Below are 25928 nucleotides of genomic sequence, written 5' to 3'. Positions count from 1 at the left end.
ATCTTGGAGAAATGCAACCTGAGAAAAGTCGATCCTGGCGGCCTAGAAGATTCGAACTGTTTTGGACCGATGATCCCATACAATCAACGCAACCATACGGTGTCAACGTGTATTGACGCTTGAGAGATCCAAACAGTTATATCGCATTGGTTCATTTTATATCATTTGTTGTTCCATTGATATCGAAATGTTATCCCGAATTTGACCCGATCAGCTCCCGACGGCGGTCGATCATTTGCGTAACTGCGGAAAATATTGGAACCTCCCGACAGTGGCGGCCGGCGCCGACGAATCCGGCCTCCAAGCGGCCGCTGAATGGAGCAGATCCGATGGGGGTATTGCCGCTCACCGATCCCGGAGGTCCGCGGCGACCGGCCCATGAGCGGCGATGCCGAGCCGGGGCGAACCGCATCGGTCGCCATGGCGCCGGCACAGGGCTCCGATGAGCGACAGCATCTTGGTCGTGAATGCGGGCAGCTCATCGATCAAGTTCAAGCTGTTCCGCATCGTGGGCGCGGATCTCGTCCCCCTTCTGAGCGGAGGGATGAACGGCATCGGCGCGGCGCCGGCGTTTACTGTCAAGGACGGGAGCGGTGCCGTCCTGGAGACCCGCCGCTTCGCGGCTGGCGAGATTCCCGACGGCTTGGCGGCACAGCATCACCTCGCCGATTGGTTCACCCGTCATCGCGCCGGCGAATCGATCGTCGCGGTCGGGCACCGGGTGGTCCATGGCGGACCGGATTTCTCGGCGCCCGTGCTGGTCGATGACGCAGTGCTGCGGACGCTCGAGACCTTCATCCCACTGGCGCCGCTGCATCAGCTCGGCAATCTCGATCCGATCCGGGTGCTGCGGCTGCGCCGACCCGACCTGCCGCAAATCGCCTGCTTCGATACTGCCTTCCACCGCGGCCATCCGGAACTGTCCGACCGCTTCGCCCTGCCCCGCTCCCTCTACGATGAGGGGTTACGGCGATACGGATTTCACGGCCTGTCCTACGAGTACGTCGCCGGGCGCCTGCGAGATCTGTCACCGGAGACGGCGGACGGGCGCGTGGTCGTGGCGCATCTCGGCTCCGGCGCCTCGCTCTGCGCCCTGAAAGAGGGTCGAAGCGAGGAAACCACCATGGGCTTCACCGCGCTTGACGGTCTGCCCATGGGGACACGCTGTGGCGCGCTCGATCCCGGCGCCGTGCTGCATCTCATCGAGCAGAAGGGCATGACGCCGTCCGAGGTCGGGCACATGCTCTACCACGAGAGCGGACTGCTCGGCCTGTCCGGTCTCAGCAGCGACGTGCGGACCCTGCTGGCGAGCGACCGGGCTGAAGCCGGCATGGCCGTCGCCTTCTTCTGCCGGCGGGTGGCGCAGGCGGCGGCTGCCCTCGCCGTGACGCTCGGCGGCCTCGACGCCTTCGTCTTTACCGCCGGGATCGGCGAGAACGCGCCCGAGATCCGGAGGCGCATCATCGCCGATCTGGGCTTGACCGGTTTGATCCTGAGCAATGACGCCAACCGCTCGGGCGTCGCAAGACTCGATGCAGCGGGAAGCCGGGCGCAGATCTGGGTCATCCCGACCGACGAGGAGCGCATGATCGCGAGACACACGTTGCGTCTGCTGGGCCAGACCGCGGCAGGATCCTCGGCATGAGGTGGACACCGTCGGGCCCGCGCGGGGCCCTTCTCGCGATCCTGCTCGTCTTCGGCGCCGCCGTCGCCGCTCCTCCACCCGCCCTCGGGCAGTCACGCCTGAAACAGTTGATCGACCGGCTGCGCGGCCAGCGCATGCCGGACGGCATCGCCAAGTCCAACGGGCGTATCGAGGCGACCCAGGTCGATGTTGCGGCGAAATACGCCGGCCGGATCTCGAAGCTGCTCGTCAAGGAGGGCGACGAGGTCACTGCGGGCCAAGTCGTCGCCACGATCTCATCACCCGAGACTGAGGCGCAACTGCGCGGCGCCCAGGCCCAGGTGCTGCGGGCCAAGAAGAGCCTTGCGGAGGCGGTGGCCCTCATCGCCCAGCGCAAGAGCGATCTCATCTTCGCCGAGGCCGACTTCAACCGCGGCAAGGAACTTGTCGGCAAGGGCTACCTCACCAAGCAGATCTTCGACCAGCGCAAGGCCAAGGCGGATGCGGCGAAGGCGGCGCTCGAGGCCGCCCAGGCGCAGGAGGATCAGGCGAAGTTCGCGGTCGAGAGCGCCGAGGCGGAAGTCCAGCGGCTCCAGGCCGTGCTGGTCGATCTCGTGCTGCGGGCGCCCCGCGACGGGCGCGTGCAGTACCGGCTGGCGCGGGAGGGCGAGGTCGTCGGCGCCGGGACCCGCATCCTGACGCTGCTCGACCTCGCCGACGTCTACATGACGATCTACCTGCCGGCCGCGCAGGCCGGGCCGCTGGCGCTGAATGACGACGCCCGCATCGTCCTCGATCCCGTGCCGCAATACGTGATCCCGGCCACCATCAGCTTCGTCGCCGCCGACGCTCAGTTCACCCCCAAAAGCGTCGAGACCGAGGAGGAGCGCGAGAAGCTCACCTTCCGGATCAAGCTCCAGATCGATCCGAAGGTGCTGAAGAAGTACCATCAGCGGGTGAAGACGGGCGTGCGCGGGATGGGTTTCGTGCGCACGAAGGCCGACGTCCCCTGGCCGGCCGACCTCGCCGTGAAGCTGCCGTGAGGGCGGCATGAGCGACGCGGCCGTCATCGCCCGGCTGGAGCACGTCTCGCATCGCTACGGCGGGACGAGCGCCCTCGACGACGTGTCGCTCGATCTTCCCGCCGGCCGCATGGTCGGAATCATCGGGCCGGACGGCGTCGGCAAGTCGACCCTGCTCGCGCTCGTGGCCGGCGTGCGCCGGATTCAGACCGGCCGCGTGACGGTGCTCGGCGGCGACATGGCCCAGCGGCGCCACCGCACGCGGGAGGCGGCGCGCATCGCCTACATGCCGCAGGGTCTCGGCCGCAACCTCTACCCGACGCTGAGCGTGTTCGAGAACATCGACTTCCACGGCCGCCTGTTCGGCCAGGGGGCGTCGGAGCGCCGACGGCGCATCACCGACCTTCTCACCGCGACCGGCCTCGACCCGTTCGAGGAGCGCCCGGCGGGCAAGCTGTCGGGCGGGATGAAGCAGAAGCTCAGCCTGTGCTGCGCGCTCATACACGATCCCGACCTGCTGATCCTCGACGAGCCGACCACGGGCGTCGATCCGCTCTCGCGCGGGCAGTTCTGGGAGCTGATCGGCTCGATCCGGGCCGGGCGGCCCGGCATGAGCGTGGTCGTCGCCACCGCCTACATGGACGAGGCCTCGCGCTTCGAGTGGCTGATCGCCATGGACGACGGCCACGTCATCGCGAGCGGCAGTCCGGCCGACCTGCTGGAGCGGACGGCCAAGCCCGACATGGAGGCCGCATTCATCGCCCTCCTTCCACCCGAGAAGCAGGCCCAGCACCGGCCCGTGGTGCTGAAGCCCCGGCCGCCCCGGCTCGACGCCGTTCCGGCGATCGAGGCCGAGCACCTGACCCGGCGCTTCGGCAGCTTCACCGCCGTCGACGACGTCAGCTTCCGCATCGCCCGCGGCGAGATCTTCGGCTTCCTCGGTTCGAACGGCTGCGGCAAGTCCACCACGATGAAGATGCTCACGGGTCTCCTTCCGGTCTCGGAAGGGAGCGCGAAGCTGTTCGGTCATCCCGTGACCGACAACGACATGGAGACGCGCCGGAACGTCGGCTACATGTCGCAGGCCTTCTCGCTCTACAGCGAGTTGACGGTGCTGCAGAACCTCGAACTGCACGCGCAGCTCTACCACCTGCCGCCGCGGGAGCGTCCGGTTCGGATCAAGGAGCTTCTCGAGCGTTACGAACTCGAACCGGTCAAGAACGCGCGGCCGGACAGCCTGCCTCTCGGAATCAAGCAGCGGCTGCAGCTGGCGGTGGCGGTGCTGCATCGGCCGGCGATGCTGATCCTCGACGAGCCCACTTCGGGCGTCGACCCGATCGCCCGCGACGCCTTCTGGCGGACGCTGATCGACCTCTCGCGGGACGAGGGCGTCACGATCTTCCTCTCAACGCACTTCATGAACGAGGCCGAGCGCTGCGACCGCATCTCGCTCATGCATGCCGGTCGGGTTCTGGCGGTCGGCACGCCGGCCGAACTCGTGCGGGAGCGCGGCAGCTCCTCGCTGGAACAGTGCTTCATCGACTACCTGGCCGAGGCTGCCGGGCTCGACCCGAAGGCGGCCGAGAAGGCGGGAGTCGAGGCGGATGAGCCGGCGGCGGACGGTCCGGACGCCGAACCCTCCCCGCCGCCGCACGCGGCCCCGCATCGCCACCGCTTCGATCCGAGGCGCCTCTGGGCCTATGCCCGACGCGAGACGATGGAGCTGCTGCGCGATCCCATCCGCATCGCCTTCGCCTTCGTCGGCCCCATCCTGCTGATGATCGCCTTCGGCTACGGCATCTCCTTCGACGTGGAGAACCTGCGCTTCTCGGCCTTCGATCAGGACAACACGCCAGAAAGCCGTCAGCTCGTCGATGCCTTCACCAGCTCGCGCTATTTCAGCGAGCAGGCGCCCATCCGCTCCGCGACCGAACTCGACCTGCGCTTCCGCAACGGCAGCGTGCAGATCGCCCTGGAGATCCCGCCCCGCTTCGGCCGCGACCTCCGGTCGGGGCGCGCCCCGGAAATCGCCGTGTGGCTCGACGGGGCGATGCCGTTCCGGGCCGAGACCAGCCGGGGCTACGTCACGGGCTTGGCGAACCAGTACGCCCACCAGCTCGCCGTCGAGCGCCTCGGCATCGACCCGTCATCGACGCGGGTCAGCGTCGAGACGCGCTTCCGCTACAATCAGGCCTTTCGCAGCGTCAACGCCATGGTGCCGAGCGTGATGATGCTGCTGCTCATCCTGATCCCGGCGATCATGTCGGCCATCGCGGTGGTGCGCGAGAAGGAGACCGGCTCGATCGCCAACTTCCGCTCGACGCCGGTCACCAAGTTCGAGTTCCTGCTGGGCAAGCAGCTTCCCTATATCGGCATCGCCATGATGAGCTTCGGGCTGCTCGTGCTCGTGGCGCTGTTCGTGTTCGACGTGCCCGTCAAAGGCTCGTTCGCCGCCCTCTGCCTCGGGACGTTCTTCTATGTCGTGGCGACGACCGGCTTCGGACAGTTCATCTCGACCTTCATGAAGACTCAGGTTGCGGCGGTCTTCGCCACCGCGCTCCTGTCCATCATCCCGGCCGTCAATTTCTCCGGTCTCCTGGTCCCCATCTCGTCGCTGTCGGGCAACGCTCGGTTGATCGGGCTCTCGCTGCCGCCGGCTTGGTACCAGCCCGTCACGGCGGGCACCTTCACCAAGGGCCTGCCCTTCTCCGAACTCGTGCCTAACATCTTAGTGCTGGCCGGCTTCGCTCTCCTGTTCCTGATCCTGTCGCAGTTGCTCCTGCGCAAGCAGGAAGCGTGAGATGGGAAGCCCCACCACCCCGGACCGGACCGCGCCCGCACCGTTCCGCATCGGCCTCGGAACGCATGCGGCGAACCTGTTCCGCCTCATCGTCAAGGAGCTGCGCAGCATCCGGGCCGATCCGGTCATGCTGTTCCTTGTCGTCTACGCCTTCACCTTCGCCGTCCACTCCGTCGCCTCCGGCGCCTCGACCGAGGTGCGCAATCTGACCGTCGGCGTGGTGGACGAGGATCAATCCGACCTGTCGCGGCAGATCGTGAGCGCGCTCAACCCGCCGCTGGTGAAGAGCGTCGTTGCCCTCACCCCGGCCGAGATCGACCCCGCCATGGATACCGGCCGGCTCGTCTTCGTGATCGAGCTGCCGCCGCGCCTGCAGATGGACGTGCTGTCCGGCCGTCCGGCCGAGGTCCAGCTCGGCGTCGATGCCACGGCGATGACCCAGGCTGGCAACGGCTCGATCTACCTCCAGACCATCATCGCCCAGGAGGTCGCCCGCTTCGCCGCCCGCAGCGACCTCACCGACACCGCCCCCGTGCAGGTGGTGACGCGCGCCAAGTTCAACCCGAACCTCCAGACGAGCTGGTTCACCTCCGTGATGCAGGTGATCAACAACATCACGCTGCTCACCGTCATCCTCACCGGCGCCGCGCTGATCCGCGAGCGCGAGCAGGGCACGGTGGAGCACCTCTTGGTGATGCCGCTCGTCCCGGTCGAGATCATGCTCGCCAAGGTGATCGCCAACGGGCTCGTCATCCTCATCGGCGCCGGCCTGTCACTGGTCTTCGTCGTGGAAGGGTGGCTCGGCGTGCCGATCAGCGGCTCGATACCCCTCTTCCTGTTCGGAGCCGGCCTCTACGCCCTCGCGGTGGCCGCGCTGGGCATTCTCCTGGGCACGATCGCGAGCTCCATGGGTCAGTTCGGCCTGCTGGTGATCCCGATCCTGCTGCTGATGCAGCTGCTCTCGGGCAGCAGCACGCCGATGGAAAGCATGCCGTTCTGGCTCCAGATCGTGGTGCAGACGGTCAGCCCGACGCCGCACTTCGTCGCGCTCGCCCAGGCCGTCCTCTACCGCGGCGCCGGCCTGTCCGTCGTCTGGCCGCAGCTGCTCGCCCTCGCTGCCCTGGGCAGCATCTACTTCGCCTTCGCCCTCACCCGCTTCCGCCGCGTGATCTTCGGAGTCTGACCGAAGCCACGCCCGTCCCGCGATCCGGCCGTCACCCGATGGGCCGCACCGTCAAGCGCCCCGCCAGCCAGGAGAAGCCCCATGACCGAGCCCACGACTGCGCAGCGACCGGCCGCCGTGCTGGACGGCGCGGAACTCGCCCTGATCGACCGCTACTGGCAGGCGGCGAACTACCTTTCCGTCGGACAGATCTATCTGCTCGACAATCCGCTGCTGCGCGTGCCCTTGGAGCCGCAGCACATCAAGGCGCGCCTTCTCGGCCATTGGGGCACCACCCCGGGCCTGAACTTCATCTACGTCCACCTCAATCGGGTGATCAAAGCGCGCGACCTCGACGCGATCTACATCTGCGGACCCGGCCATGGCGGCCCCGGGATCGTCGCCAACACGTATCTCGAAGGCACCTACAGCGAGGTCTATCCGGACATCTCGCAGGATGCGGAGGGCATGCGGAAACTGTTCCGGCAATTCTCGTTCCCCGGCGGCATCCCGAGCCACGTCGCGCCCGAGACGCCGGGCTCGATCCACGAGGGCGGTGAACTCGGCTACGCCCTCGTCCACGCCTTCGGCGCCGTGTTCGACAATCCCGGCCTCATCGCCGCCTGCGTGGTCGGTGACGGCGAGGCCGAGACGGGACCACTCGCCGCCTCCTGGCACTCCAACAAGTTCCTGAGCCCGGTTACCGACGGCGCGGTGCTGCCGATCCTGCACCTCAACGGCTACAAGATCGCCAATCCGACGGTGCTCGGCCGGATGCGCGACGACGAATTGGAGACCCTGTTCAGCGGCTTCGGCTACGAGCCCTTCTTCGTCGAGGGCGACCAGCCCGAACCGATGCACCGGGCGATGGCCGAGACGCTCGACCGCGCGGTGGACCGCATCCGGGACATCCAGGCCGAGGCACGCGGCGGCGGGATGGGCTTCCGGCGCCCGCGCTGGCCGATGATCGTGCTGCGCAGCCCCAAGGGCTGGACCGGCCCGAAGACCGTCGACGGCAAGCGGGTGGAGGGCTTCTGGCGCGCCCACCAAGTGCCGGTGGGCAACGCCCGCACCGATGACGGTCACCGCAAGATCCTCGAGGATTGGATGCGGGGCTACGCACCCGAAACGCTCTTCGACGAAACCGGCCGCCTGCGCCCCGAACTCGCCGCCCTCGCGCCCGAGGGCCCGCGTCGCATGAGCGCCAACCCCCATGCCAATGGCGGCCTGCTTCGCCGCGAATTGCGGCTTCCCCCCTGGCAGGATTTCGCCCTTCCGGTGCCGCAGCCCGGCGCGGCGGTCGGCGAGGCGACCCGCGCGCTCGGGCACTACCTGCGCGAGGTGGTCAGGCTCAACGCCGAGGCGCGCAACTTCCGAATCATGGGTCCGGACGAGACCGCCTCGAACCGGCTCGACGCCGTCTTCGAGGCGACCGACCGGGTCTGGATCGAGACCATCGAGCCCTTCGACGTGAGCCTCGCCCACGAGGGCCGGGTGATGGAGGTCTTGAGCGAGCACCTCTGCCAGGGCTGGCTCGAAGGCTACCTGCTCACCGGTCGCCACGGCCTGTTCTCCTGCTACGAGGCGTTCATCCACATCGTCGATTCGATGTTCAACCAGCACGCCAAGTGGCTGAAGGTGTCGCGCGAGCTCGGCTGGCGGCGACCGATCTCCTCGCTCAACTACCTGCTGACCTCCCATGTCTGGAGACAGGACCACAACGGCTTCAGCCACCAGGATCCCGGCTTCATCGACCTCGTCGCCAACAAGAAGTCGGACATCGTGCGGGTCTACCTGCCGCCGGACGCCAACACCCTGCTCTGGGTCGCCGACCACTGCCTGAAGACCTATGACCGCATCAATGTGATCGTGGCCGGCAAGCAGCCGCAACCGCAATGGCTTACCGCGGAGGAGGCCCGCCTCCATTGCGAGGCGGGCATCGGCATCTGGCACTGGGCCGGCACCGACGAGAGCGGGCTCGACCCCGACGTCGTAATGGCCTGCGCTGGAGACGTGCCGACGCTCGAAACGCTGGCCGCCGTCGATCTCTTGAAGCGCGCCGTGCCGGGCCTTCGCATCCGCGTCATCAACGTGGTCGACCTGATGACGCTGCAATCGAACCGGGACCATCCGCACGGACTGGACGATGCCGAGTTCGACAGCCTGTTCACCCGCGATAAGCCGGTGATCTTTGCCTATCACGGCTATCCCTATCTCATTCACCGGCTCACCTATTCCCGGTCAAACCACGCCAACATGCATGTGCGCGGCTTCATCGAGGAGGGCACGACGACGACGCCCTTCGACATGGTGGTGCTGAATGAGCTCGACCGCTTCCACCTCGCCATCGAGGCGATCGACCGCGTGCCGGGGCTGGTCACGCGGGCGGCGCGAGCCAAGCAGGAGTTCAGGGACCGCCTGACCGCGCACAAGCTGCACATCCGCGAGTACGGCGAGGACATGCCCGATATCCAGGGCTGGAAATGGCCCTACGAGGCGCGGCGGGAAAGTGAGGTGCCGCACTGAAGCGGGCGTCCGGCCACGGCTAAGACGCGCATGGGCTCGCAGCGGAGCGCGATCCGGCATCAATCCGGCGCCCGAAGCCGGGTGGATCGGTGACGTCCGCCTCGACCCATGAGAAGGGGGCGCATCCGCATGGACACGCAACAGGCCGGCCGGGTGCTTATCGCGGGCGGCGGTATCGCCGGGCTCGCCCTCCGGCGGGCCCTGCACCAGCGGGGCATCCCGTCGCTCACGCTGGAGCGGCGGGGCGTGCAGAGGGACGCGGGGCTGGCGATCAACCTGCCCGGCAACGCGGTGAACGCGCTGCGCCAGCTCGGCCTGCTCGCTGCGCTGCGCGAGACCGGCTCCCCGGTGCGCCGTCGCGAGTACCGCACCGAGCGCGGGCGCCTGCTCTTCGCCGTCGACGAGGCCGCTTTCTGGGGCAGCGAGACCGTCTCCCATTGCCTGCGCCGCGCCGATCTGCTGCGCCTGCTGGAGCGCGACCTGTCGCCGGACGACATCCGGCGGGGAGCCGGGATCGCCGTCGTCCGGCAGGAGGCGCTGGGAGCGCAGGTCGAACTGGAGGATGGCGCGACGGAATCGGGCGGCCTGCTGGTCGGTGCCGACGGCGTGCACTCGACGGTTCGCCGCGGCCTGTTCGGCGATCAGGCGCTCGGCGCCGCGATGCTGGCGCGCCAGAGCTGGCGCTTCATGGTGCCCAATCCGGGCGTCGAGGCCTGGACCCTGTGGGCCGGGGCCGGAGCCCTGTTCCTGCTGATCCCGGTCGATCGCGGCGAGGCCTATGGCTGGGTCTCGGCCGGGACGGATGGAGCCGACAGCGCCGATCCGAGAGCGATCCGCGCCGCGTTCGCCGCGTTCCCCGGCCCCGTGCGCGACACGCTCGATGCGGCCCTCTCGCGGCCGGAGACGATCTATCACTCGCCCCTGGAGGAAGTCCGCATCCCGGCCTGGGCACGCGATCGCGTCGTCCTGCTGGGCGATGCGGCCCACGCCACGGCGCCGGTCTGGGCCCAGGGCGCGGCGCTCGCGCTGGAGGATGCCCTGGTGCTGGCCCGTCTACTGGCGGAGCGACGGGATTGGGCCGGTGTCGCGGCCGATTACGAGCGCCTGCGTCGCCCCCGCGTCGAGCACGTCCAGCAGATGACGGAGCGCCTGTCGCGAACGGCGCGGTTGCCGGACTGGGTCAGGAACCTGCTGCTTCCGCTCGTCGGCCCGCGCACCTTCCGCGCGACCTACGATCCGCTTCGCGTGCCGGTCATCTGAGAGAGGACTTCGCGTGGCGCCCCTAGGTCAGGCCCGGAGATGCGACAGATCGGTGAGGGAAGTTGGAGCGGGTGAAGGGAATCGAACCCTCGTATTCAGCTTGGAAGGCTGCTGCTCTACCATTGAGCTACACCCGCAGACTGCACCTCACACCGGATACCGGATTCCCGGGACCCTTCCGCACGGGGCGGAGCGGTGAGCGGCAACGCAGCCGGGGCGATAGCACGCCTCGGCCGCTTTGAGAAGCGTGAAGCGGGGTCTCGCCCCGGCGCGGAAGCTGTGCGAGGGAGGGGGGACGGCCGGGCGAACCGCCCGGCTCAGGCCCGTTCGTCGGATCCGCCGCCCTTGTTTCGCCGCCGCAAACCCGCCCCCGCCCCGGCCACCGGTCATGACGGCGTCTCCGCGTCCTCACCGGTGCGCCTCGAGATCAGCGGCGTGAGCCGCCGCTACGGGCGGACGCCGGCGCTCGAGAACGTCTCGCTGTCGCTGTTTCCGGGTGAGATCCTCGCCGTCCTGGGCGATTCCGGATGCGGGAAGAGCACGCTGCTGCGGCTGGTCGCCGGGCTCGAAACACCCGACGCCGGCGAGATCCACATCGATGGCCGGCGGGTCGCGGGAAGGGGCGGCAGCGAGCCTCCGGACACCCGCGGCGTCGGCCTGATGTTCCAGGATTACGCCCTGTTTCCCCATCTCACCGTGCTGGCCAATGTCCGGTTCGGGCTGAATCACCTGTCGAGTAGGCAGGCGCGGGCCGTGGCGCTGGAGCGCCTCGCCGAGGTCGGGCTGGCGGGTCGCGAGGAGAGTTATCCGGCAACGCTCTCCGGCGGAGAGGCTCAGAGGGTGGCACTCGCGCGGGCGCTCGCGCCGCGCCCCCGTGTGCTGCTCCTCGACGAACCGTTCTCGAACCTCGATGCCGGCACCCGCGAGCGGGTTCGTGCAGACACCCTCGCCGTCCTGCGCCAGGACGGCATCAGCGCCATCCTCGTGACCCACGACGCCGCCGAGGCGGTGGAGTTCGCCGACCGCATCGCCCTGATGCGGAAGGGACGATTGATTCAGTGCGACACCGCCGAGGCTCTGTATCGCGCGCCTGTGAGCCCCTTCGCCGCGCGGGCGCTCGGCGATGTCGTGACAGTGGCGGGAATCGCCGCCGGCGGGCGTCTGACGACGCCGCTGGGAACGATTCCCCTGCCCTCCTCCGCCCCCGACGGGGCCGTGCAGGTCTGCCTGCGGCCCGAAGCGATCCGCATCGTGCGACGGGGCGAGGGCGTGCCGGGCCAGGTCCTGCGCCGCAGCTTTGCCGGGGCGAGCAGCCGCATCGACATCGAAGTCCCGGGGCTCGACGCCCCCCTTCGCCTCACCGCAGCTCAGGATGCGATCACCGGCGACAGCGTCGAGCTCGGACTCGTGGAAGGTGGGATCCTGGTCTTTCCCGAGAGCGAGCGCGCGTGATCTTATTTTATCTAGAATAACTATAAATCATCCGGCTTGTCGGCCCACCGGACCGTCTATAACACCCAACGAGCATCAACGATGTTCGGGGGAATAGAATGTTGCGGCTGCGGCGCTTCGGTTGTTTGATGGGGATCAGCCTGGCTTTTGCTCTGGTGGGCCAAGCCGAGAGCGCCGAGGTCAACCTCTACACGACCCGCGAACCGGGCCTGATCCGGCCTCTCCTCGACGCCTACACCGCCAAGAGCGGCGTCACCGTCAACACGGTGTTCGTCGAGAAGGGCCTGGCCGAGCGTGTCGCGGCAGAAGGTGCCCGCGGCAATGCCGACGTGATCATGACCGTCGATATCGGCAACCTGATCGAACTGGTCGACCGCGATCTCGCTCAACCGGTCCGCTCTCCCGTCCTCGAAGCGGCCATTCCGGCGCCGCTGCGCGACGGGGACGGGCGCTGGTTCGCCCTCTCCATGCGCGCCCGGGTGCTCTACGCCGACAAGGCGCTCTCCGATCTGAATGCCGCGACCTACGAATCGCTGGCGGAACCGACATGGCGAGGCAAGATCTGCCTCCGGTCGGGCCAGCATCCCTACAACACCGCCCTCATCGCGGCCTTCCTCGTGCGCCACGGCGCGGAGAAGACGGAAACCTGGCTGCGCGGCGTGAAGGCCAACCTCGCCCGCAAGGCGGCCGGGGGCGACCGCGACGTGGCGCGCGACATCGCCGCCGACCTCTGCGAGATCGGACTCGCCAACTCGTACTATGTCGGGCTGATGCGCTCGGGCCGCGGCGGGCCGGACCAGCAGAAATGGGGCGAGGCCATCAAGGTCGTGCTGCCGACCTTCGAGGGCGGCGGCACCCACGTGAACGTGTCGGGCGCTGTCGTCGCCAAGCACGCGCCGCATCGCGAGGAGGCGGTCAAGCTCCTCGAATACCTCGTCTCCGACGAGGCGCAGGCGCTCTACGCCAAGACCGACTTCGAGTACCCGGTCAAAGCCGGCGTCGCCGTCGATCCGATGCTGCAGGCGCTCGGCCCGCTGACCTTCGACACGACGCCGCTCGTCGAGATCGCCCGCAACCGCAAGGCGGCGAGTCTGCTCGCGGACAAGGTCGGCTTCGACAACTGACCGCTTTCGAAGATCACGGTCCGCTCCCGGCGCGCCCGGCGCCCAGGACACCGTGGGAACGGATCGCAGGATCATCGATGACGCCCGCGCGTGGCCTCCTCTATGCGGCGTCAGCGATGCTGGCCGCCGTTCTCCTGGCGCCGGTCCTCTCGCTCGCCGTCGCGGCGGCCGACGGGTCCGGCGCGTTGTGGCCGCATCTCGCGGCCTACGTCCTGCCGCAGGCGATCCGCGACACCTTTCTGCTGCTCGCAGGCGTGGGAATCCTGGTGATCGGGCTCGGCACCGGAACGGCTTGGCTCGTCTCGGCCTTCGCCTTTCCCGGTCGCCGTCTCCTCGATGCGGCCCTCCTGCTGCCGCTCGCGGTGCCCACCTACGTGGTGGCCTACGCCTATCTCGACCTGATGCACCCCCTCGGACCGGTGCAGACCGGTCTGCGGACGCTGCTCGGCTTGCGCAGCCCCCGCGACCTCTCCCTCCCCGATCTGCGCTCGCTGCCCGGCTGCGTTCTCCTCCTCGGCTTCGTCCTCTATCCCTACGTCTATCTGCCGACGCGGGCGCTGTTCCTGATGCGGGCGGGGACGCTTCTGGAGGCCGCACGCATGCTCGGTGCCGGGCCGGCGCGAACCTTCTTCCGGGTGGCGCTGCCCCTGGCCCGACCGGCCATCGTTCTCGGCACCGGCCTGGCGCTGATGGAGGCCCTCAACGATGTCGGCGCGGCCGAGTTCCTGGGCGTCCGCACGCTCACGGTCCAGGTCTACGCGACCTGGGTGAACCGCTCGGACCTGCCCGGCGCCGCGCAGATCGCCCTGGTGATGCTCGTCGGCGTCGTCGGTCTCGTCGCCCTCGAACGGCTGGCCCGCGGCGGAAGAGGCTATGCCGGTTCGGGCCATCGCGATCGGCCGACCGCGCGCCGGCGGCTGTCGGGCTGGCGGGCAACCCTCGCGCTCACGCTCGGCCTCACCCCCGTTCTCCTCGGTTTTGGCCTGCCGGCGGGCTATCTCGTATGGGCGACCTGGCAGCGGTTGCTGGGAACGGGGCTGCCGGAGACGTTGGCCGCGCAAGCCCTGAATACCGTGTTCTACGCGAGCATCGCGACCCTGGTGACGGTCGCGATGGGGCTGCTGGTGGCCGCCTCCCCGCATCTTCTGGGACGTCGAAGCGGATCGGCGCTGATCCGCGCCGCCGGTCTCGGTTACGCGATGCCCGGTACGGTGCTGGCCGTGGGGCTGCTCGCACCGCTCGCCCTGCTCGATAACGGCTTGGCCAGCCTAGCGGATGCCGGGCTTGGCTGGGCACCGGCCGTCGGCCTCGGCACGGGGGCGGCGCTGGTGATCGCCTACACACTCCGCTTCCTGACCATATCGGTCGGTGCGACGGAGGCAGGTCTCGCTCGCATCCCCTCGACCCTTCCCGACGCGGCACGGGTGCTGGGACGCGGACGCTTCGGCACTCTGCTCGCGGTGCAGATTCCGCTCGCATGGCCGGCCGTTCTGAGTGGGGCTCTGCTCGCCTTCGTGGACATGGCGAAGGAGTTGCCGGTGACGTTGCTCCTGCGCCCGCTCAACGTCGAGACCCTGAGCACCCACCTCTATGGCGAGGCCGCCCGCGGCACCTACGAGGACGGTGCCGCGAGCGCGCTGCTGATCGTGCTGACGGGTCTGATCCCCGTGGCTCTACTGCTGCGCCTCGACCGGGATGCCGCCCCGCGGCAGAGCCGGTCGGACGCCTGACCGCCTCTTACATACCGCCGAGCAGGACGTTCATCGTCCCCACGACGGTCATCACGAGGCCGCCAGCGAACACGGCGATCATCGCGTAGGACACGGGCTTCAGCTGCATGCGCGGTCAACTCCTTGCGATCGATAAGTTCCACCCGGGCACATCGACTCTGCGACGCGGCGGACTGGCCGACGGGCCGGGATGGACGAGGGACAGGAACGAGGCCGGAAAGGTCCGGCACCTCCATCAACGATGGAAGCGCCCGACCATTCCATCATAAGGGATGGAAAAATGGGTCGAATTGAAGAAGATCGACCCAAATCGCGAAGATGTGAGGCTAACAGACGCCTGACTACCGATAAAATTCCGCGCGATATCGGAATTTGCACAATATCTCGAGATCGTTGCGCGTCACGTCATTCATATTTGCTTCATCCGCACGTCAGCAGCGATAGCCACCCGACGTCTGGCCGTACTGCTTGACCGGAAAGTTCTGCTGGTTGGCGTTGCCCTCGGCCGCCGAACTCATCGGGCAGCCGGTGTACATCGGGCTGTCGTGGACACCGAGAGAACCCGTCTCCTTCACATCACGGGGCGCAGTCCAGTCGTATCGGCCTTCGAAGGCCATGGCGGACGAGACCGGAGCAGCAACTCCGATGATAATGGCGGCGACGACGGCGGTGAGATGGGTCTTCATGTGCTATTCACTCTCGACTTTGCGATTAATCCCTTAGGGAGAGCATTTTTCTCCTCTGGTTATACTGATATATTTCAACCGAATTGAGCATGACGTGCCGAGGCACACTCACCGTCAGGGATTAAATTCGAAGCGCGACTTGCCCGTCGACGTGCTCACCAACAAGCTGACGTCTCGGCACGGCGAATGGGCCCGCGCCCCGGCGCGGACGCGGTTCGGCCGGGTCGAGGCTCGGCCTGGGTCTGTCGCGATGCTGCGGTGATCGCGGCGGGGTTCAGCGCCGGTTCGGCAGGCGAGCGTCGTTTCCCGTCGCGCTGGGCAACGCCCTGCGTTCCAGGCCCTTGTGCAGGTGGACCATCAGAGCGACCCCGAAAAGCGGGGTGACGAGGTTGACGATCGGCACGATCATCAGGCCTGCGAGTAGGCAGCCAGCGGCGATCACCGTGAACCCGTAATGCTCGCGCATCGCCCGCGCCTCCGGCAGCGGCCGGAACCGGCCGGCGGCGAGTTCGAAGTACTCACGTCCGAGCAGGTAGGCGTTGGCGCCGAAGAAGGCGAACAGGTTTACCCCCGGCACGAAGACGAGGATCAACGCGACGAGATTCACGATCAGCGCCAGGCCCGCAAAGCGCAGTGCCGAGCCGAGCGCCTGCCCCCAGGGCAAGGCGCGCCCCGGCGCGTCGGCGGGGAAGTCGCTGCGCTCGACCACCTCGGCGACGTCGTCGAGGAAGAATCCCGCCACGAGGATCGAGACCGCGGGCATGATGTAGGCCAGGGCCACGAACAGCCCGGCGCCGGCCAGGAAGAAGGCGAGCGTGTCGAAGAACGGGTAGTCGGCCGAGATGTGATGGCTGGCCTGGAACGCCTGGATCAGGCGCGTCAGACCGAACCAGGCCACCACCAGAAGCCCGATGGTGAGTGCCAGCGACTTGAACAGGATACCGCGCAGGGCGGGCGAGAATACCTGCCGCAGGGCTGCGGCGGCGGCCTTGATGAGCATCGTGCCCTTCAGTCCTTCCGATGATGTGCACCCGCCCGGGCCGGGTTTTCGCCGCCCTGCCCCCGCCGCGCAAGTGTCGCTTCGGAGAGAATCCTGACGAAGGCGGGCTCTTGAGAGCGATTGACGCGTTGCCCCGGCGTCACGATCTGCCGGAGCCCCGCGCATGGCACGCCTGCTTCTCCCCCGCCTGCCACTCCTCGCGGCCCTGCTTGCTGCGGCGCCCGCCGCCGCCCATGAGGTCGGGGCCTGGGCCGGCGCCAGCTCCGCCCCGGCCGAGCGCTCCGAGGTGGCGGTCGCGGCGCTCGACGGCAAGGCCTACGTCATCGGCGACTACAACGGCGCGACCGATCTGCTGATCTACGATCTCGCCGCCGATTCCTGGAGCAAGGGCGCGCCGTTCCCCTACCCCGTCCACCACACCATGGCGGCCGAGACGGGCGGGCGGATCTACGTCTTCGGCGGCTACGTCAACGGCTGGGACGCCAGCGACAAGGTCTGGGCCTACGATCCGAAATCGAACGCCTGGCAGCCCCGCGCGCCGATGCCGACCCCGCGGGCCGCGGGCGGTGCGGCCCTGATCAACGACAAGATCCACGTCGTCGGCGGCAGCGGGTCGGGGCGCGGCAACGTGCGCACCCACGAGGTCTACGATCCGGCCGGCGATACCTGGAGCAAGGCAGCCGACCTGCCGACGCCGCGCGACCATCTCGCGGTGCAGGCAGTGGAGGGCCGCATCGTTGCCAGCGGAGGCCGGATCGACGGCGATTCGGGCAAGAACCTCTCGGCCAATCAGGTCTACGATCCCGAGCGTGACGCCTGGAGCGAGGCCGCCCCCCTGCCGACCGCCCGCAGCGGCGTCGCCTCCGCCGTACTCGGCCGCGAAGTGTTCGTCATCGGCGGGGAGTCGAACCGCAGGACCTATGACGAGGTCGAGGCCTACGACCTGCCGGCCAATCTCTGGCGCGCGCTGGCACGGCTGCCCACGGCGCGCCACGGCTTCGGCGCCGTGACCTACAAGGGCCGCATCTACACTCTGACCGGGAGTCCGCGGCCCGGCGGCGACCGTTCCGGCACGGTCGAGGTCCTGGATCCGAACGGCGCCGCACCGGCCCGGTGAGCGGTCGCCCTCGGGCGGGGTGCTTGCCGCGACCGGGCCTGCGGACGACATGAGGGCCGCTGCCCTCCTGGATCCGCATCGAAACCATGCTCCTCGTTCCCGAGCACGCCCGCTTCCGCTCGACCGTCGCGCCGCGGCTCGCTTCGCTGCCCACCTCGCCCGACGTGATCGTGATCGGCGCGGGCGCCGCCGGCATCGCTTCGGCCCGCCGGCTGATCGAGCGCGGCCTGTCCGTCGCGGTTCTCGAAGCCCGCGACCGGGTCGGTGGACGGGCGATGACGACACGGCTGCGCGGTCATGCGGTCGATCTCGGCGCGCACTGGCTGCATGCCGGCCCGATCAATCCCCTCGTCGCTCTCGGCAAAGCGCGCGGCGAACTGCTGCGGCGCGCCGCGCAGCACGAGCACCTCTGGATCGGACAGCGTCGAGGGCGGCCGGACGAGGAGGCTGCCTTCTCCCGTGCCTTCGACGTCGCCGACCGGGCGATCACGCGGGCGGCCGGCCGAAGCGAGGACGGACCGGCCGGCCGCGCCCTGCCACGCCATCTCGGGCCCTGGGGTGAGCGCATCGCCCTCGTTCACGGCCTGGTCTCAGGCCGGCCGCTCGACGAGGTTTCGCTCCACGACTGGCCGAGCCTGGAATACGGCGACAACTTCTTTATCGCGGGCGGCTATGGCGCCTACCTGTCGCGACTGGCGCTCGGCTTGCCGATCCGCCTCGGCTGCCCGGTGAGCGGTCTCGATTGGTCGGGGCCGGGTGTGCGGGTGCAGCTCGCCGATGGCGGGCGAATCGCGGCGCGGGCCGCCATCGTCACCATTCCGGTTCCCGTGCTCCAGGCGGCGTTCCGCTTCGATCCGCCCCTTCCCGGGCGCCCGCGCGACGCCATCGGCGGCTTCCTCGCGGGAATCTACGAGCACGTCGTCCTGCACTGGCCCTCCGCCCCTTTTCGCGGCCGCGACCGACTCGCCAGCGTGGTCGGCGGACGTCACAAGCCGCCGGGGATGCTGACCCGGATCGACGGCACCCCCTTCCATTACTTCGAACTGGACACGGCCTCCGCCCGCGCGCTCGACGCGACTGGGGCCGGGGCCGACGGGGCGCGGCGCCTTGCGCGCGCGGTGCTGGCCGAGCATTTCGGCCGCAGGTCCCTTCGTGACCTCGCGATCCCGGCGGTCACCGCGTGGCGGCACGATCCCTGGTCCCGGGGGTCCTGGGCCGTGGTTCCCCCCGGTCACGCAGCCGCCCGGACGACGCTTCAAGAGCCGGTGGGCGAGCGAATCTGGTTTGCGGGCGAGGCCAATTCCCGTGCGCAGTGGGGCACCGCGGGCGGCGCCTATGAGGAAGGTCTCGGCGCTGCAGACCGCGTTGCCGAGATCCTTGCCGCTCCCTTTGTCGATGCCTCTGAACGGTCGGATCGACGCGCGAGCGGCTGAGCGCGGCCGCACCGGGATCCTGCGGCATACCCTTGCATCCCCCGCTCGGATGGGCGAACCGCCGAGGCGATAGGCGCAGGAGCGCCCGCCGGAGCGAGGACCGGCCGCAAGCGGGGCAACACCATGAACTGGGTCGAGGCGATCGGCTATCTCGGGACGGCGCTCACCGTCGCCTCCACGGCGATGGGCACGATGATCCCGCTGCGCATCGTGGCCCTGTGCGCGAGCTGCGCCGTCATCACCTACGGCTTCCTGATCGGCAGCGTCCCGGTGATGCTCACGGAGGCGATCCAGATCCCTTTCAACGCGTGGCGCCTCTACGAGATGATCAGGCTCGTGCGCGACACGGAGAAGGCCGCCTCGGGCGACCTGCCCCTGGACTGGCTGAAATCCTTCGGGACCTCGCGCCGCTTCCGAGCCGGCGAGGTGCTGTTCCTCAAGGGCGACCCGGCCCACGAGATGTACCTGATCGAGAGCGGGCGCTTCCGCATCGCCGAGCAAGGCCTCGACGTCAGACCGGGTCAGATCGTCGGCGAACTCGGCATGCTCTCGCCCGGGAACCGCCGGACCGGGTCGCTCGCCTGCGTCGAGGCGGGCTCGGCCCGCTGCCTGTCCTATTCCGAGGTCAAGCAGCTCTACTATCAGAACCCGGAATTCGGCTTCTACTTCCTGAAGCTGACGAGCGAGCGCCTGTTCCAGAGCGCCGCCGAAGCCGCCGGAACGGCACGACACACCGCACCGGCCGGCAGCGACGTGCTGTGAGCCTCAATCCGTCTGCTGCATGAAACTGTCCGGCGTGCCCGTGCCGGCGTCCACGAACTGGATGTCGCGCGGGCCTCGCCGCGGCGTGTCGACCGAGAGGAACACCACCGGCTCCTCCAGGATCTCCGACACCGAATGCACCACGCCGCGCTTGAAGAACACGAGCGCCCCCGGCCCGACCTCGACCGGCGACGCATCGCCGAACTGCATCCGGCAGCGGCCGGAGAGGGCGTAGAGATACTCGTCGCACGTCGTGTGGTAGTGCGGCGGCGTTGGCCGGTAGACCCTGAAGATCCGTGCGCTGGCCGTCTCGTCGTCGGTGAAGCGGTGATCGACGACCAGCGTCGACGCCGTTTCAGGAAGGCGGCGCAGGCTCTCGGCGACATCGAAAACGGCGTAGCCGGCCGCTTGCTCCTCGCTCATGCGCCCGTGCTCCGATTCATAGAGCTGGAACTATGCCTGCACCGCAGACCGATGCACAGGGGCCGGCGGCCCGCGCGTTTCATCAATGGGCCGGAAATGTTAGGGAACGCGGTGCCGTACGGACCGCGGCCCGGACATCGATGACCCTGAGATGATGCGGGGATATGAGGGAAACGCCCAGGTCATGGCGGACGTCGCCGCCGTGATCGAGCAGGCACAGCGCGAAGGCCGCGATCTCGCGACGGCTCTGCGCATCGCCCGGGTGACGCTCGCCTATGTCAGCGGCCCCGAGCCCGAGCCGGATCAGGCCCGCGCCCTCGAAGCGCTCGACCAGCAGCTTCGGGCCCTGTCGGAATAGCCAGCGCCGCGACGGCGGTTCACGAGGTCATCCCGCCGCCTGCAGGATCAGTGTCACGGCTCCGAACAGCAGCACGGCGAGCACCGCAACGGCCATCAGGATGAGGGCGGCTCGCGATTCGCGTAGCTCATGGTTGTCCATCGCGCGAGCTTAAGCGATGCCGCCGGCCGGGCATAGCGTGACGGGGACACTCGCGGATAAGCCGCAATGCGACTGTTTCAGCAAGGCCGGGTCCGGCGATGCGGTCGCAGAATCACGATGTCCTCCGGACATACGCCGCGATCATCCCGCTTCGCGACCGATGTCAGAGTGCCGTGCAGGGGCGGCACCGCCCAGCGGCCGTACCAGTCGCTCGAGGCCGAGAAGCGAGGCCGTTCGGACAGGGAGCGAAACTCGCCGAACGGCGCACTATCGAGGCCGACGAAGCGTGCCTCGCCGGACCCGTCGGCGAACAACCCGAACAGGATCGGCCTCGCGTCGGGGCTCAGAACAGTGTCCGCGGGGGTCGGGAGCGACATTTCCAAAAGCTTTCACGGGGCCAAAGCAGATCGTCCGAAATCGGGACGCCGTCGGGCATGTTGCAAATCCGAAGCCCTTCCCGCCGGTCCCACTGCGGAACGGACGCCCGAGACGGCGGCGCGGCTGCAACCTTGGCCTGTCGCTTGCCACCACGCGACCAGGACCGTCCAAGGCGGCACCGAACGTTTCGAGATGGCACGCCGTCACGGCCGAAGCGCCGCAGCGGTCGTGACCTCCGAGCCCGGAGCGCCCGTAAAATCTGCAAAGGCGTTCGATGAAGAGCGTTCTCGAAATCCTCCTGCGCCCGATCCGGCGCCGCTTTGCCGTGCTCGGCCTGCTCGGTGCCCTGGTGGTCACCCTGACGTGGTGGCTCATCGTCGCTCACGGCGTCTGGCTGGCCGTCGAATGGGTCTCGGCCTGACGTTTCGATTCGGACTGCCGGGTCCGCGCACTTGCACAAAACGTTCGTTCTATAGAACGGCCAGGTCTTGGGCATTCGTTCTCTATCATGCATCCAACGAAGAAAATTATTGCAAATTCCCATGCAAAACGCATAAATGAAGAGGTTCGGCTGATTCGGCAGCCTGCGCTTCGCCTTGACATCGTTCTTTAAAACGAACACTTCCTTCCACGGACGGGGGCGCGCCCGTGATGTGGAGGCGAGACGACGTGTACGACGGACATCCAGTCAAACTTGGTGCGGCAGCTCGTCGGCGCGCAGCCCTTCTCGGCATCGCCATGGCCGCTTGCCTCGCCTCCGCCGGCGGCGCCAGGGCGCAGAGCGAAATCCTCAACGTTTCCTACGATCCGACGCGCGAGCTCTACCGCGAGATCAACGCGGCCTTCTCCGAGGAATGGAAGGCCAAGTCCGGCGAGACGATCACCGTGCGCGCCGCTCATGGCGGCTCCGGGGCGCAGGCCCGCACGGTCATCGATGGGATCCCGGCCGATGTCGTGACCCTCGGCATCCCCTCCGACATCGACGCCATCGCCAATCTCTCCAAGAAGATCCCGGCGGACTGGCGCACCAAGCTTCCGAACGAGGGCCTTCCCTACACCTCAACCGTCGTGTTCCTCGTCCGCAAGGGCAACCCCAAGGGCGTGAAGGACTGGAACGACCTGGCCAAGCCCGACGTGAAGGTCATCACCCCGAACCCGAAGACTTCGGCCGGCGGGCGCTGGAATTTCCTCGCCGCCTGGGGCTACGCGTACGAGCGGGACGGCCGGGACAAGGAGAAGGCCAACGCCTTCGTCGGCTCGCTCTACAAGAACGTGCCCGTGCTCGACACCGGCGCGCGCGGCTCGACCGTGACCTTCGCTCAGCGCGGCCTCGGCGACGTGCTGCCGACATGGGAGAACGAGGCCTTCCTCGTGCTGGAGGAGTTCGGCAAGGACAAGTTCGACATCGTCGTGCCGCCGACCTCGATCTACGCCGAGCCGCCGGTCGCCCTGGTCGAGGCCAATGTCGATAAGAAGGGCACCCGCAAGCAGGCGGAGGCCTACCTCCAGTTCCTCTACAGCGACAAGGCGCAGGCGATCTTCGCCAAGCACCATTATCGCCCGATCAAGCGCGAGGCGGCGAAGCCCGAGGACCTGGCGCAGTTGCCCGAGATCAAGCTGTTCAAGATCGAGGATCTTCAGGGCTCCTGGGACGATATCCAGAAGGCGAATTTCGACAATGGCGGCCTGTTCGATCAATTGAGCAAGGCCGGGCGTTGACCGCATGGTCGAGACCCTGAAACCCCGGCGGCGTTTCCGCCAGCGAAGCGTGATCCCCGGTTTCGGGATCACCTTCGGCTACACGCTGACCTGCCTCGGCCTCATCGTCCTGTTGCCGCTCGCAGCCCTCGTGGTGAAAGCGTCGGGCCTCGGCCTCTCAGGGATCTGGGAGGTCGCGACCGACCCGCGCGTGGCCAGCGCGCTGCGCGTGAGCTTCGGCGTATCGCTCCTCGCCGCCCTCACCGCCTCGGTGTTCGGCGGCATCGTCGCCTGGGTTCTGACCCGTTACGACTTCCCCGGCCGCAAGCTCGCCGACGCGGTGGTCGATCTACCCTTCGCCCTGCCGACGGCGGTCGCCGGTATCGCGCTCGCCTCGCTCTACGCGCCCAACGGATTGGTCGGAGCGCAGCTCGCCAGAATCGGCATCGAGGCGGCCTACACACCGGTCGGCATCTTCATCGCCATGGTGTTCATCGGCCTGCCCTTTGCCGTGCGCACGGTGCAGCCGCTGATCGCCGAAATCGACAAGGAGGTCGAGGAAGCCTCCGCCATCCTCGGCGCCTCGCGGATCACCACGCTGACGCGGGTGGTGCTGCCGCCGCTGATCCCGGCGGTGCTGACCGGCTTTGCCCTCGCCTTCGCCCGCGGCGTCGGCGAATACGGCTCGATCATCTTCATCGCCGGCAACCTGCCCTACGTCTCCGAGATCGCGCCGCTGCTCATCGTCATCAAACTCTCGGAGTTCGACTATGCGGGCGCGAGCGCCATCGCCGTGATCATGCTGGCGATCTCCTTCGTCACACTGCTTGCAATCAACCTGATACAGGCGTGGAGCCGGCGGAGGTTCGGCTATGTCTGAGGCGCTGACACAAGGCCCGCTGTCGCCGCCGACCGAGGCGGTGCGATTACCCGCCAGCGTCGTCACCGAGCGGCGCGTGGTGCGCTGGCTGCTGATCGCGGTGGCACTGGCCTTCCTCGGGCTCTTCCTCGTCCTGCCGCTGCTCACGGTGTTCGCGCAGGCGCTCGCCAAGGGCTGGGGCGCCTATTTCACCGCCTTCGCTGAGCCCGACGCGCAGGCCGCGATCCGGCTGACCCTCTTGGTCGCGGCGATCGCCGTGCCGTTCAACCTCGTCTTCGGGGTTGCGGCCTCCTGGGCCATCGCCAAGTTTGAATTCCGCGGCAAGAACCTGCTCGTCACGCTGATCGACCTTCCCTTCTCGGTGTCGCCGGTGGTGTCGGGATTGATCTACGTGCTGGTCTTCGGCTCGCGAGGCCTGTTCGGCCCCTTCCTCGTCGAGCACGACATCCAGATCATCTTCGCGGTGCCCGGCATCGTGCTCGCGACGATCTTCGTCACCTTCCCCTTCGTCGCCCGCCAGCTCATCCCCCTGATGCAGGAGCAGGGCACGGCGGAGGAGGAGGCGGCCCTCACCCTCGGCGCCTCGGGATGGCACGCCTTCCGGACGGTGACGTTACCCAATATCCGCTGGGGCCTGCTCTACAGCGTCCTGCTCTGCAACGCCCGCGCGATGGGCGAGTTCGGCGCGGTCTCGGTCGTCTCCGGCCATATCCGCGGTCTCACCAACACGCTGCCGCTGCACGTGGAGATTCTCTACAATGAGTACAACTTCGTTGCCGCGTTCGCCGTCGCCTCTCTCCTTGCCGGGCTCGCTCTTGTCACCCTCGCCGTCAAATCCGTCCTCGAGTGGCGCTACGCCGATGACCTCGCGGCGGGGGCACGGCGCCATTGACGACCCGCTGAGCCGGGGGACCGGGAAAGCCACCGCGATCCGCATCGAGGATGTCTCGAAGACCTTCGACACGGCCGCGGTGCTGCACGACTTCACCCTCGACGTGCGGGCCGGCGAGTTGCTGGCGCTGCTCGGCCCCTCGGGCTCGGGCAAGACCACGCTCCTGCGCATCATCGCCGGACTCGACTTTCCCGATCGCGGCCGGATCATCTTCGGCGGTGACGACGCCACGCAGGTGCCGGTGCAGCGGCGGGCCGTCGGCTTCGTCTTCCAGCACTACGCGCTGTTCAAGCACATGACGGTGGCGCAGAATATCGCCTATGGGCTCAATGCCCGGAAGCGCTCGGAGCGTCCGGACAAGGCCGAGATCAAGCGCCGCGTCGGCAACCTGCTCGACCTGATCAAGCTGTCGGGCTTCGCCGACCGCTATCCGAGCCAGCTCTCCGGCGGCCAGCGCCAGCGCATCGCGCTGGCCCGCGCACTCGCGGTCGAGCCCCGCGTCCTTCTGCTCGACGAACCCTTCGGCGCGCTCGACGCACAAGTCCGAAAGGATCTGCGCCGCTGGCTGCGGGAGATCCACGACCGAACCGGCCAGACCACGATTTTCGTCACCCACGACCAGGACGAGGCGCTCGAACTCTCGGATCGCGTGGCGGTGCTCGACCGCGGCCGTCTGGAGCAGGTCGGCACGCCGGACGAGGTGCAGGAGAACCCGGTCTCGCCGACGGTGCTGAAATTTTTGGGGGATACGATCGAGGTCGAGGCGATCGCCCAGAACGGCCAGGTTCTGGTCAACGGCCGCCCGACGCCGCTCAAGGCGCCGGCCCATCTGGTTGGACCGGTCAAGCTCTATGCCCGGCCCTGGCAGCTGCAATTCGCCGAGGCCGGTGAGGCGCACCTGACCGGTACGGTTCGCTCCTCGTATCGCACGCAGGGACGCCAGCGGATTGAGGTCGACCGGCCGGGCGCGAAGGTCGTGGTGGTCGAAGCCGCGGATACGGCGCGTCTCGCCGCCGGCCGGGAGGTCGGCCTGCGGATCGTCGGCGGACACGTGTTTCCGTAATAGGTCAGCCGCCGGAGAGCCGACGCTCTCCGGCGTACCAGACCCGCAACCACGTAGTGCCTCGCATCCCCCCTCCCCTCATTGGCCCGGCGGCCCGATCCATGGGCGGCGGGCGGCTCTGGTGGTGCGGCGTGGAACGTCAAAAGGCCCGCGCGGCGCGAGCCGGCGGGCTGTCGTGTTCCGTGATGGTGTGGTGATGTTGGTTGCGGGGGCTGGATTTGAACCAGCGACCTTCAGGTTATGAGCCTGACGAGCTACCGGGCTGCTCCACCCCGCGCCGAAGCGCTGCGTATGAGGGAATGGGGGGGTCTCTTGTGCTGGGCAGGCCTGGCGGCGACCGACTCTCCCGTGTCTTGAGACACAGTACCATGGGCGCTGGTGCGTTTGACGGCCGAGT

21 protein-coding genes and 2 tRNA genes are annotated in these 25928 nt (G+C 68.1%); 18 read left to right on the top strand and 5 right to left on the bottom strand.

Features of this window, described 5'->3' with window-relative positions; translation table 11 throughout:
- Positions 1–442 precede the first annotated feature (442 nt).
- The 6 genes from HNR01_RS00115 to HNR01_RS00090 all read left to right on the top strand — a co-directional run bounded on the left by HNR01_RS00115 (position 443) and on the right by HNR01_RS00090 (position 10394).
- On the top strand, positions 443–1645 hold the full coding sequence (locus HNR01_RS00115; RefSeq protein WP_183665910.1) for an acetate/propionate family kinase: 1203 nt from the start codon (positions 443–445) through the stop codon (positions 1643–1645).
- Positions 1642–2667, top strand: coding sequence for an HlyD family secretion protein (locus HNR01_RS00110; RefSeq protein ID WP_183665908.1), 1026 nt, complete (start codon positions 1642–1644; stop codon positions 2665–2667). The genes HNR01_RS00115 and HNR01_RS00110 overlap by 4 nt, the downstream gene beginning before the upstream one ends.
- A 7-nt stretch (positions 2668–2674) precedes the next feature.
- Positions 2675–5446: a ribosome-associated ATPase/putative transporter RbbA gene (gene rbbA / locus HNR01_RS00105; RefSeq protein WP_183665906.1), complete on the top strand. Its 2772-nt coding sequence runs from the start codon at positions 2675–2677 to the stop codon at positions 5444–5446.
- Position 5447: 1 nt separating this feature from the next.
- A complete protein-coding gene (locus tag HNR01_RS00100) occupies positions 5448–6629 on the top strand; it encodes an ABC transporter permease (protein ID WP_183665904.1) in 1182 nt (393 codons plus the stop codon).
- An 81-nt stretch (positions 6630–6710) separates the two neighbouring features.
- Positions 6711–9134, top strand: a complete 2424-nt coding sequence (locus HNR01_RS00095) for a phosphoketolase family protein (RefSeq protein WP_183665902.1) — start codon at positions 6711–6713, stop codon at positions 9132–9134.
- Between the two features lie 129 nt (positions 9135–9263).
- Positions 9264–10394, top strand: a complete 1131-nt coding sequence (locus HNR01_RS00090) for an FAD-dependent monooxygenase (protein ID WP_183665900.1) — start codon at positions 9264–9266, stop codon at positions 10392–10394.
- A 63-nt stretch (positions 10395–10457) separates the two neighbouring features.
- Here HNR01_RS00090 and HNR01_RS00085 read toward each other — a convergent pair.
- Positions 10458–10531: transfer RNA gene (locus HNR01_RS00085), tRNA-Gly, on the bottom strand.
- 277 nt (positions 10532–10808) lie between these two features.
- Here HNR01_RS00085 and HNR01_RS00080 point away from each other — a divergent pair.
- From HNR01_RS00080 to HNR01_RS00070, 3 genes are all read left to right on the top strand, one after another.
- The gene (locus tag HNR01_RS00080; protein ID WP_183666373.1) at positions 10809–11846 is read left to right on the top strand and encodes an ABC transporter ATP-binding protein; all 1038 of its coding nucleotides are present in this window, start codon (positions 10809–10811) and stop codon (positions 11844–11846) included.
- A 98-nt stretch (positions 11847–11944) separates the two neighbouring features.
- Entirely contained in the window at positions 11945–12970 is a 1026-nt protein-coding gene (locus tag HNR01_RS00075) for an extracellular solute-binding protein (protein ID WP_183665898.1), read from the top strand.
- A gap of 77 nt (positions 12971–13047) precedes the next feature.
- Entirely contained in the window at positions 13048–14700 is a 1653-nt protein-coding gene (locus tag HNR01_RS00070) for an ABC transporter permease (RefSeq protein WP_183665896.1), read from the top strand.
- Positions 14701–15131: 431 nt separating this feature from the next.
- On the opposite strand, the gene HNR01_RS00065 is transcribed toward HNR01_RS00070, so the two are convergent.
- Positions 15132–15386 (bottom strand): hypothetical protein, encoded by a 255-nt coding sequence (locus tag HNR01_RS00065; RefSeq protein WP_183665894.1) that lies wholly within the window; start codon positions 15384–15386, stop codon positions 15132–15134.
- Between the two features lie 274 nt (positions 15387–15660).
- Positions 15661–16386 (bottom strand): sulfate transporter family protein, encoded by a 726-nt coding sequence (locus HNR01_RS00060; RefSeq protein ID WP_153876301.1) that lies wholly within the window; start codon positions 16384–16386, stop codon positions 15661–15663.
- Positions 16387–16549: 163 nt separating this feature from the next.
- Between HNR01_RS00060 and HNR01_RS00055 the strand changes: the two genes are divergently transcribed.
- From HNR01_RS00055 to HNR01_RS00045, 3 genes are all read left to right on the top strand, one after another.
- Entirely contained in the window at positions 16550–17503 is a 954-nt protein-coding gene (locus HNR01_RS00055; RefSeq protein ID WP_183665892.1) for a Kelch repeat-containing protein, read from the top strand.
- An 86-nt stretch (positions 17504–17589) separates the two neighbouring features.
- Positions 17590–18936, top strand: coding sequence for a flavin monoamine oxidase family protein (locus HNR01_RS00050; protein WP_183665890.1), 1347 nt, complete (start codon positions 17590–17592; stop codon positions 18934–18936).
- Between the two features lie 123 nt (positions 18937–19059).
- Entirely contained in the window at positions 19060–19698 is a 639-nt protein-coding gene (locus HNR01_RS00045; protein ID WP_183665888.1) for a cyclic nucleotide-binding domain-containing protein, read from the top strand.
- Between the two features lie 3 nt (positions 19699–19701).
- Here the strand turns inward: HNR01_RS00045 and HNR01_RS00040 are convergent, their stop codons facing one another.
- Positions 19702–20121 (bottom strand): cupin domain-containing protein, encoded by a 420-nt coding sequence (locus tag HNR01_RS00040; protein ID WP_183665887.1) that lies wholly within the window; start codon positions 20119–20121, stop codon positions 19702–19704.
- Positions 20122–20272: 151 nt separating this feature from the next.
- Between HNR01_RS00040 and HNR01_RS00035 the strand changes: the two genes are divergently transcribed.
- The 6 genes from HNR01_RS00035 (at position 20273) to HNR01_RS00010 (ending at position 25531) form a co-directional block, all read left to right on the top strand.
- On the top strand, positions 20273–20479 hold the full coding sequence (locus HNR01_RS00035) for a hypothetical protein (protein ID WP_017482599.1): 207 nt from the start codon (positions 20273–20275) through the stop codon (positions 20477–20479).
- A gap of 793 nt (positions 20480–21272) precedes the next feature.
- Positions 21273–21419 (top strand): hypothetical protein, encoded by a 147-nt coding sequence (locus HNR01_RS00030; RefSeq protein WP_017482596.1) that lies wholly within the window; start codon positions 21273–21275, stop codon positions 21417–21419.
- A 230-nt stretch (positions 21420–21649) separates the two neighbouring features.
- On the top strand, positions 21650–22717 hold the full coding sequence (locus tag HNR01_RS00025) for a sulfate ABC transporter substrate-binding protein (RefSeq protein WP_183666371.1): 1068 nt from the start codon (positions 21650–21652) through the stop codon (positions 22715–22717).
- A 4-nt stretch (positions 22718–22721) separates the two neighbouring features.
- Positions 22722–23576: a sulfate ABC transporter permease subunit CysT gene (gene cysT, locus HNR01_RS00020; protein ID WP_017482594.1), complete on the top strand. Its 855-nt coding sequence runs from the start codon at positions 22722–22724 to the stop codon at positions 23574–23576.
- Positions 23569–24468: a sulfate ABC transporter permease subunit CysW gene (gene cysW, locus HNR01_RS00015; RefSeq protein ID WP_183665885.1), complete on the top strand. Its 900-nt coding sequence runs from the start codon at positions 23569–23571 to the stop codon at positions 24466–24468. The genes cysT and cysW overlap by 8 nt, the downstream gene beginning before the upstream one ends.
- Entirely contained in the window at positions 24437–25531 is a 1095-nt protein-coding gene (locus HNR01_RS00010) for a sulfate/molybdate ABC transporter ATP-binding protein (protein WP_017482592.1), read from the top strand. Before cysW ends, HNR01_RS00010 begins: the two co-directional genes overlap by 32 nt.
- A gap of 200 nt (positions 25532–25731) precedes the next feature.
- Here the strand turns inward: HNR01_RS00010 and HNR01_RS00005 are convergent.
- Positions 25732–25808 (bottom strand) — tRNA-Met (locus tag HNR01_RS00005).
- Between the last annotated feature and the right edge of the window lie 120 nt (positions 25809–25928).

Origin of the sequence: Methylorubrum rhodesianum, assembly GCF_014199985.1 — a bacterium.
GTDB classification, from domain to species: Bacteria; Pseudomonadota; Alphaproteobacteria; order Rhizobiales; family Beijerinckiaceae; genus Methylobacterium; species Methylobacterium rhodesianum.
Note: the sequence above shows the minus strand (reverse complement) of the source record. Positions and strands in the feature narration are given on the sequence as shown.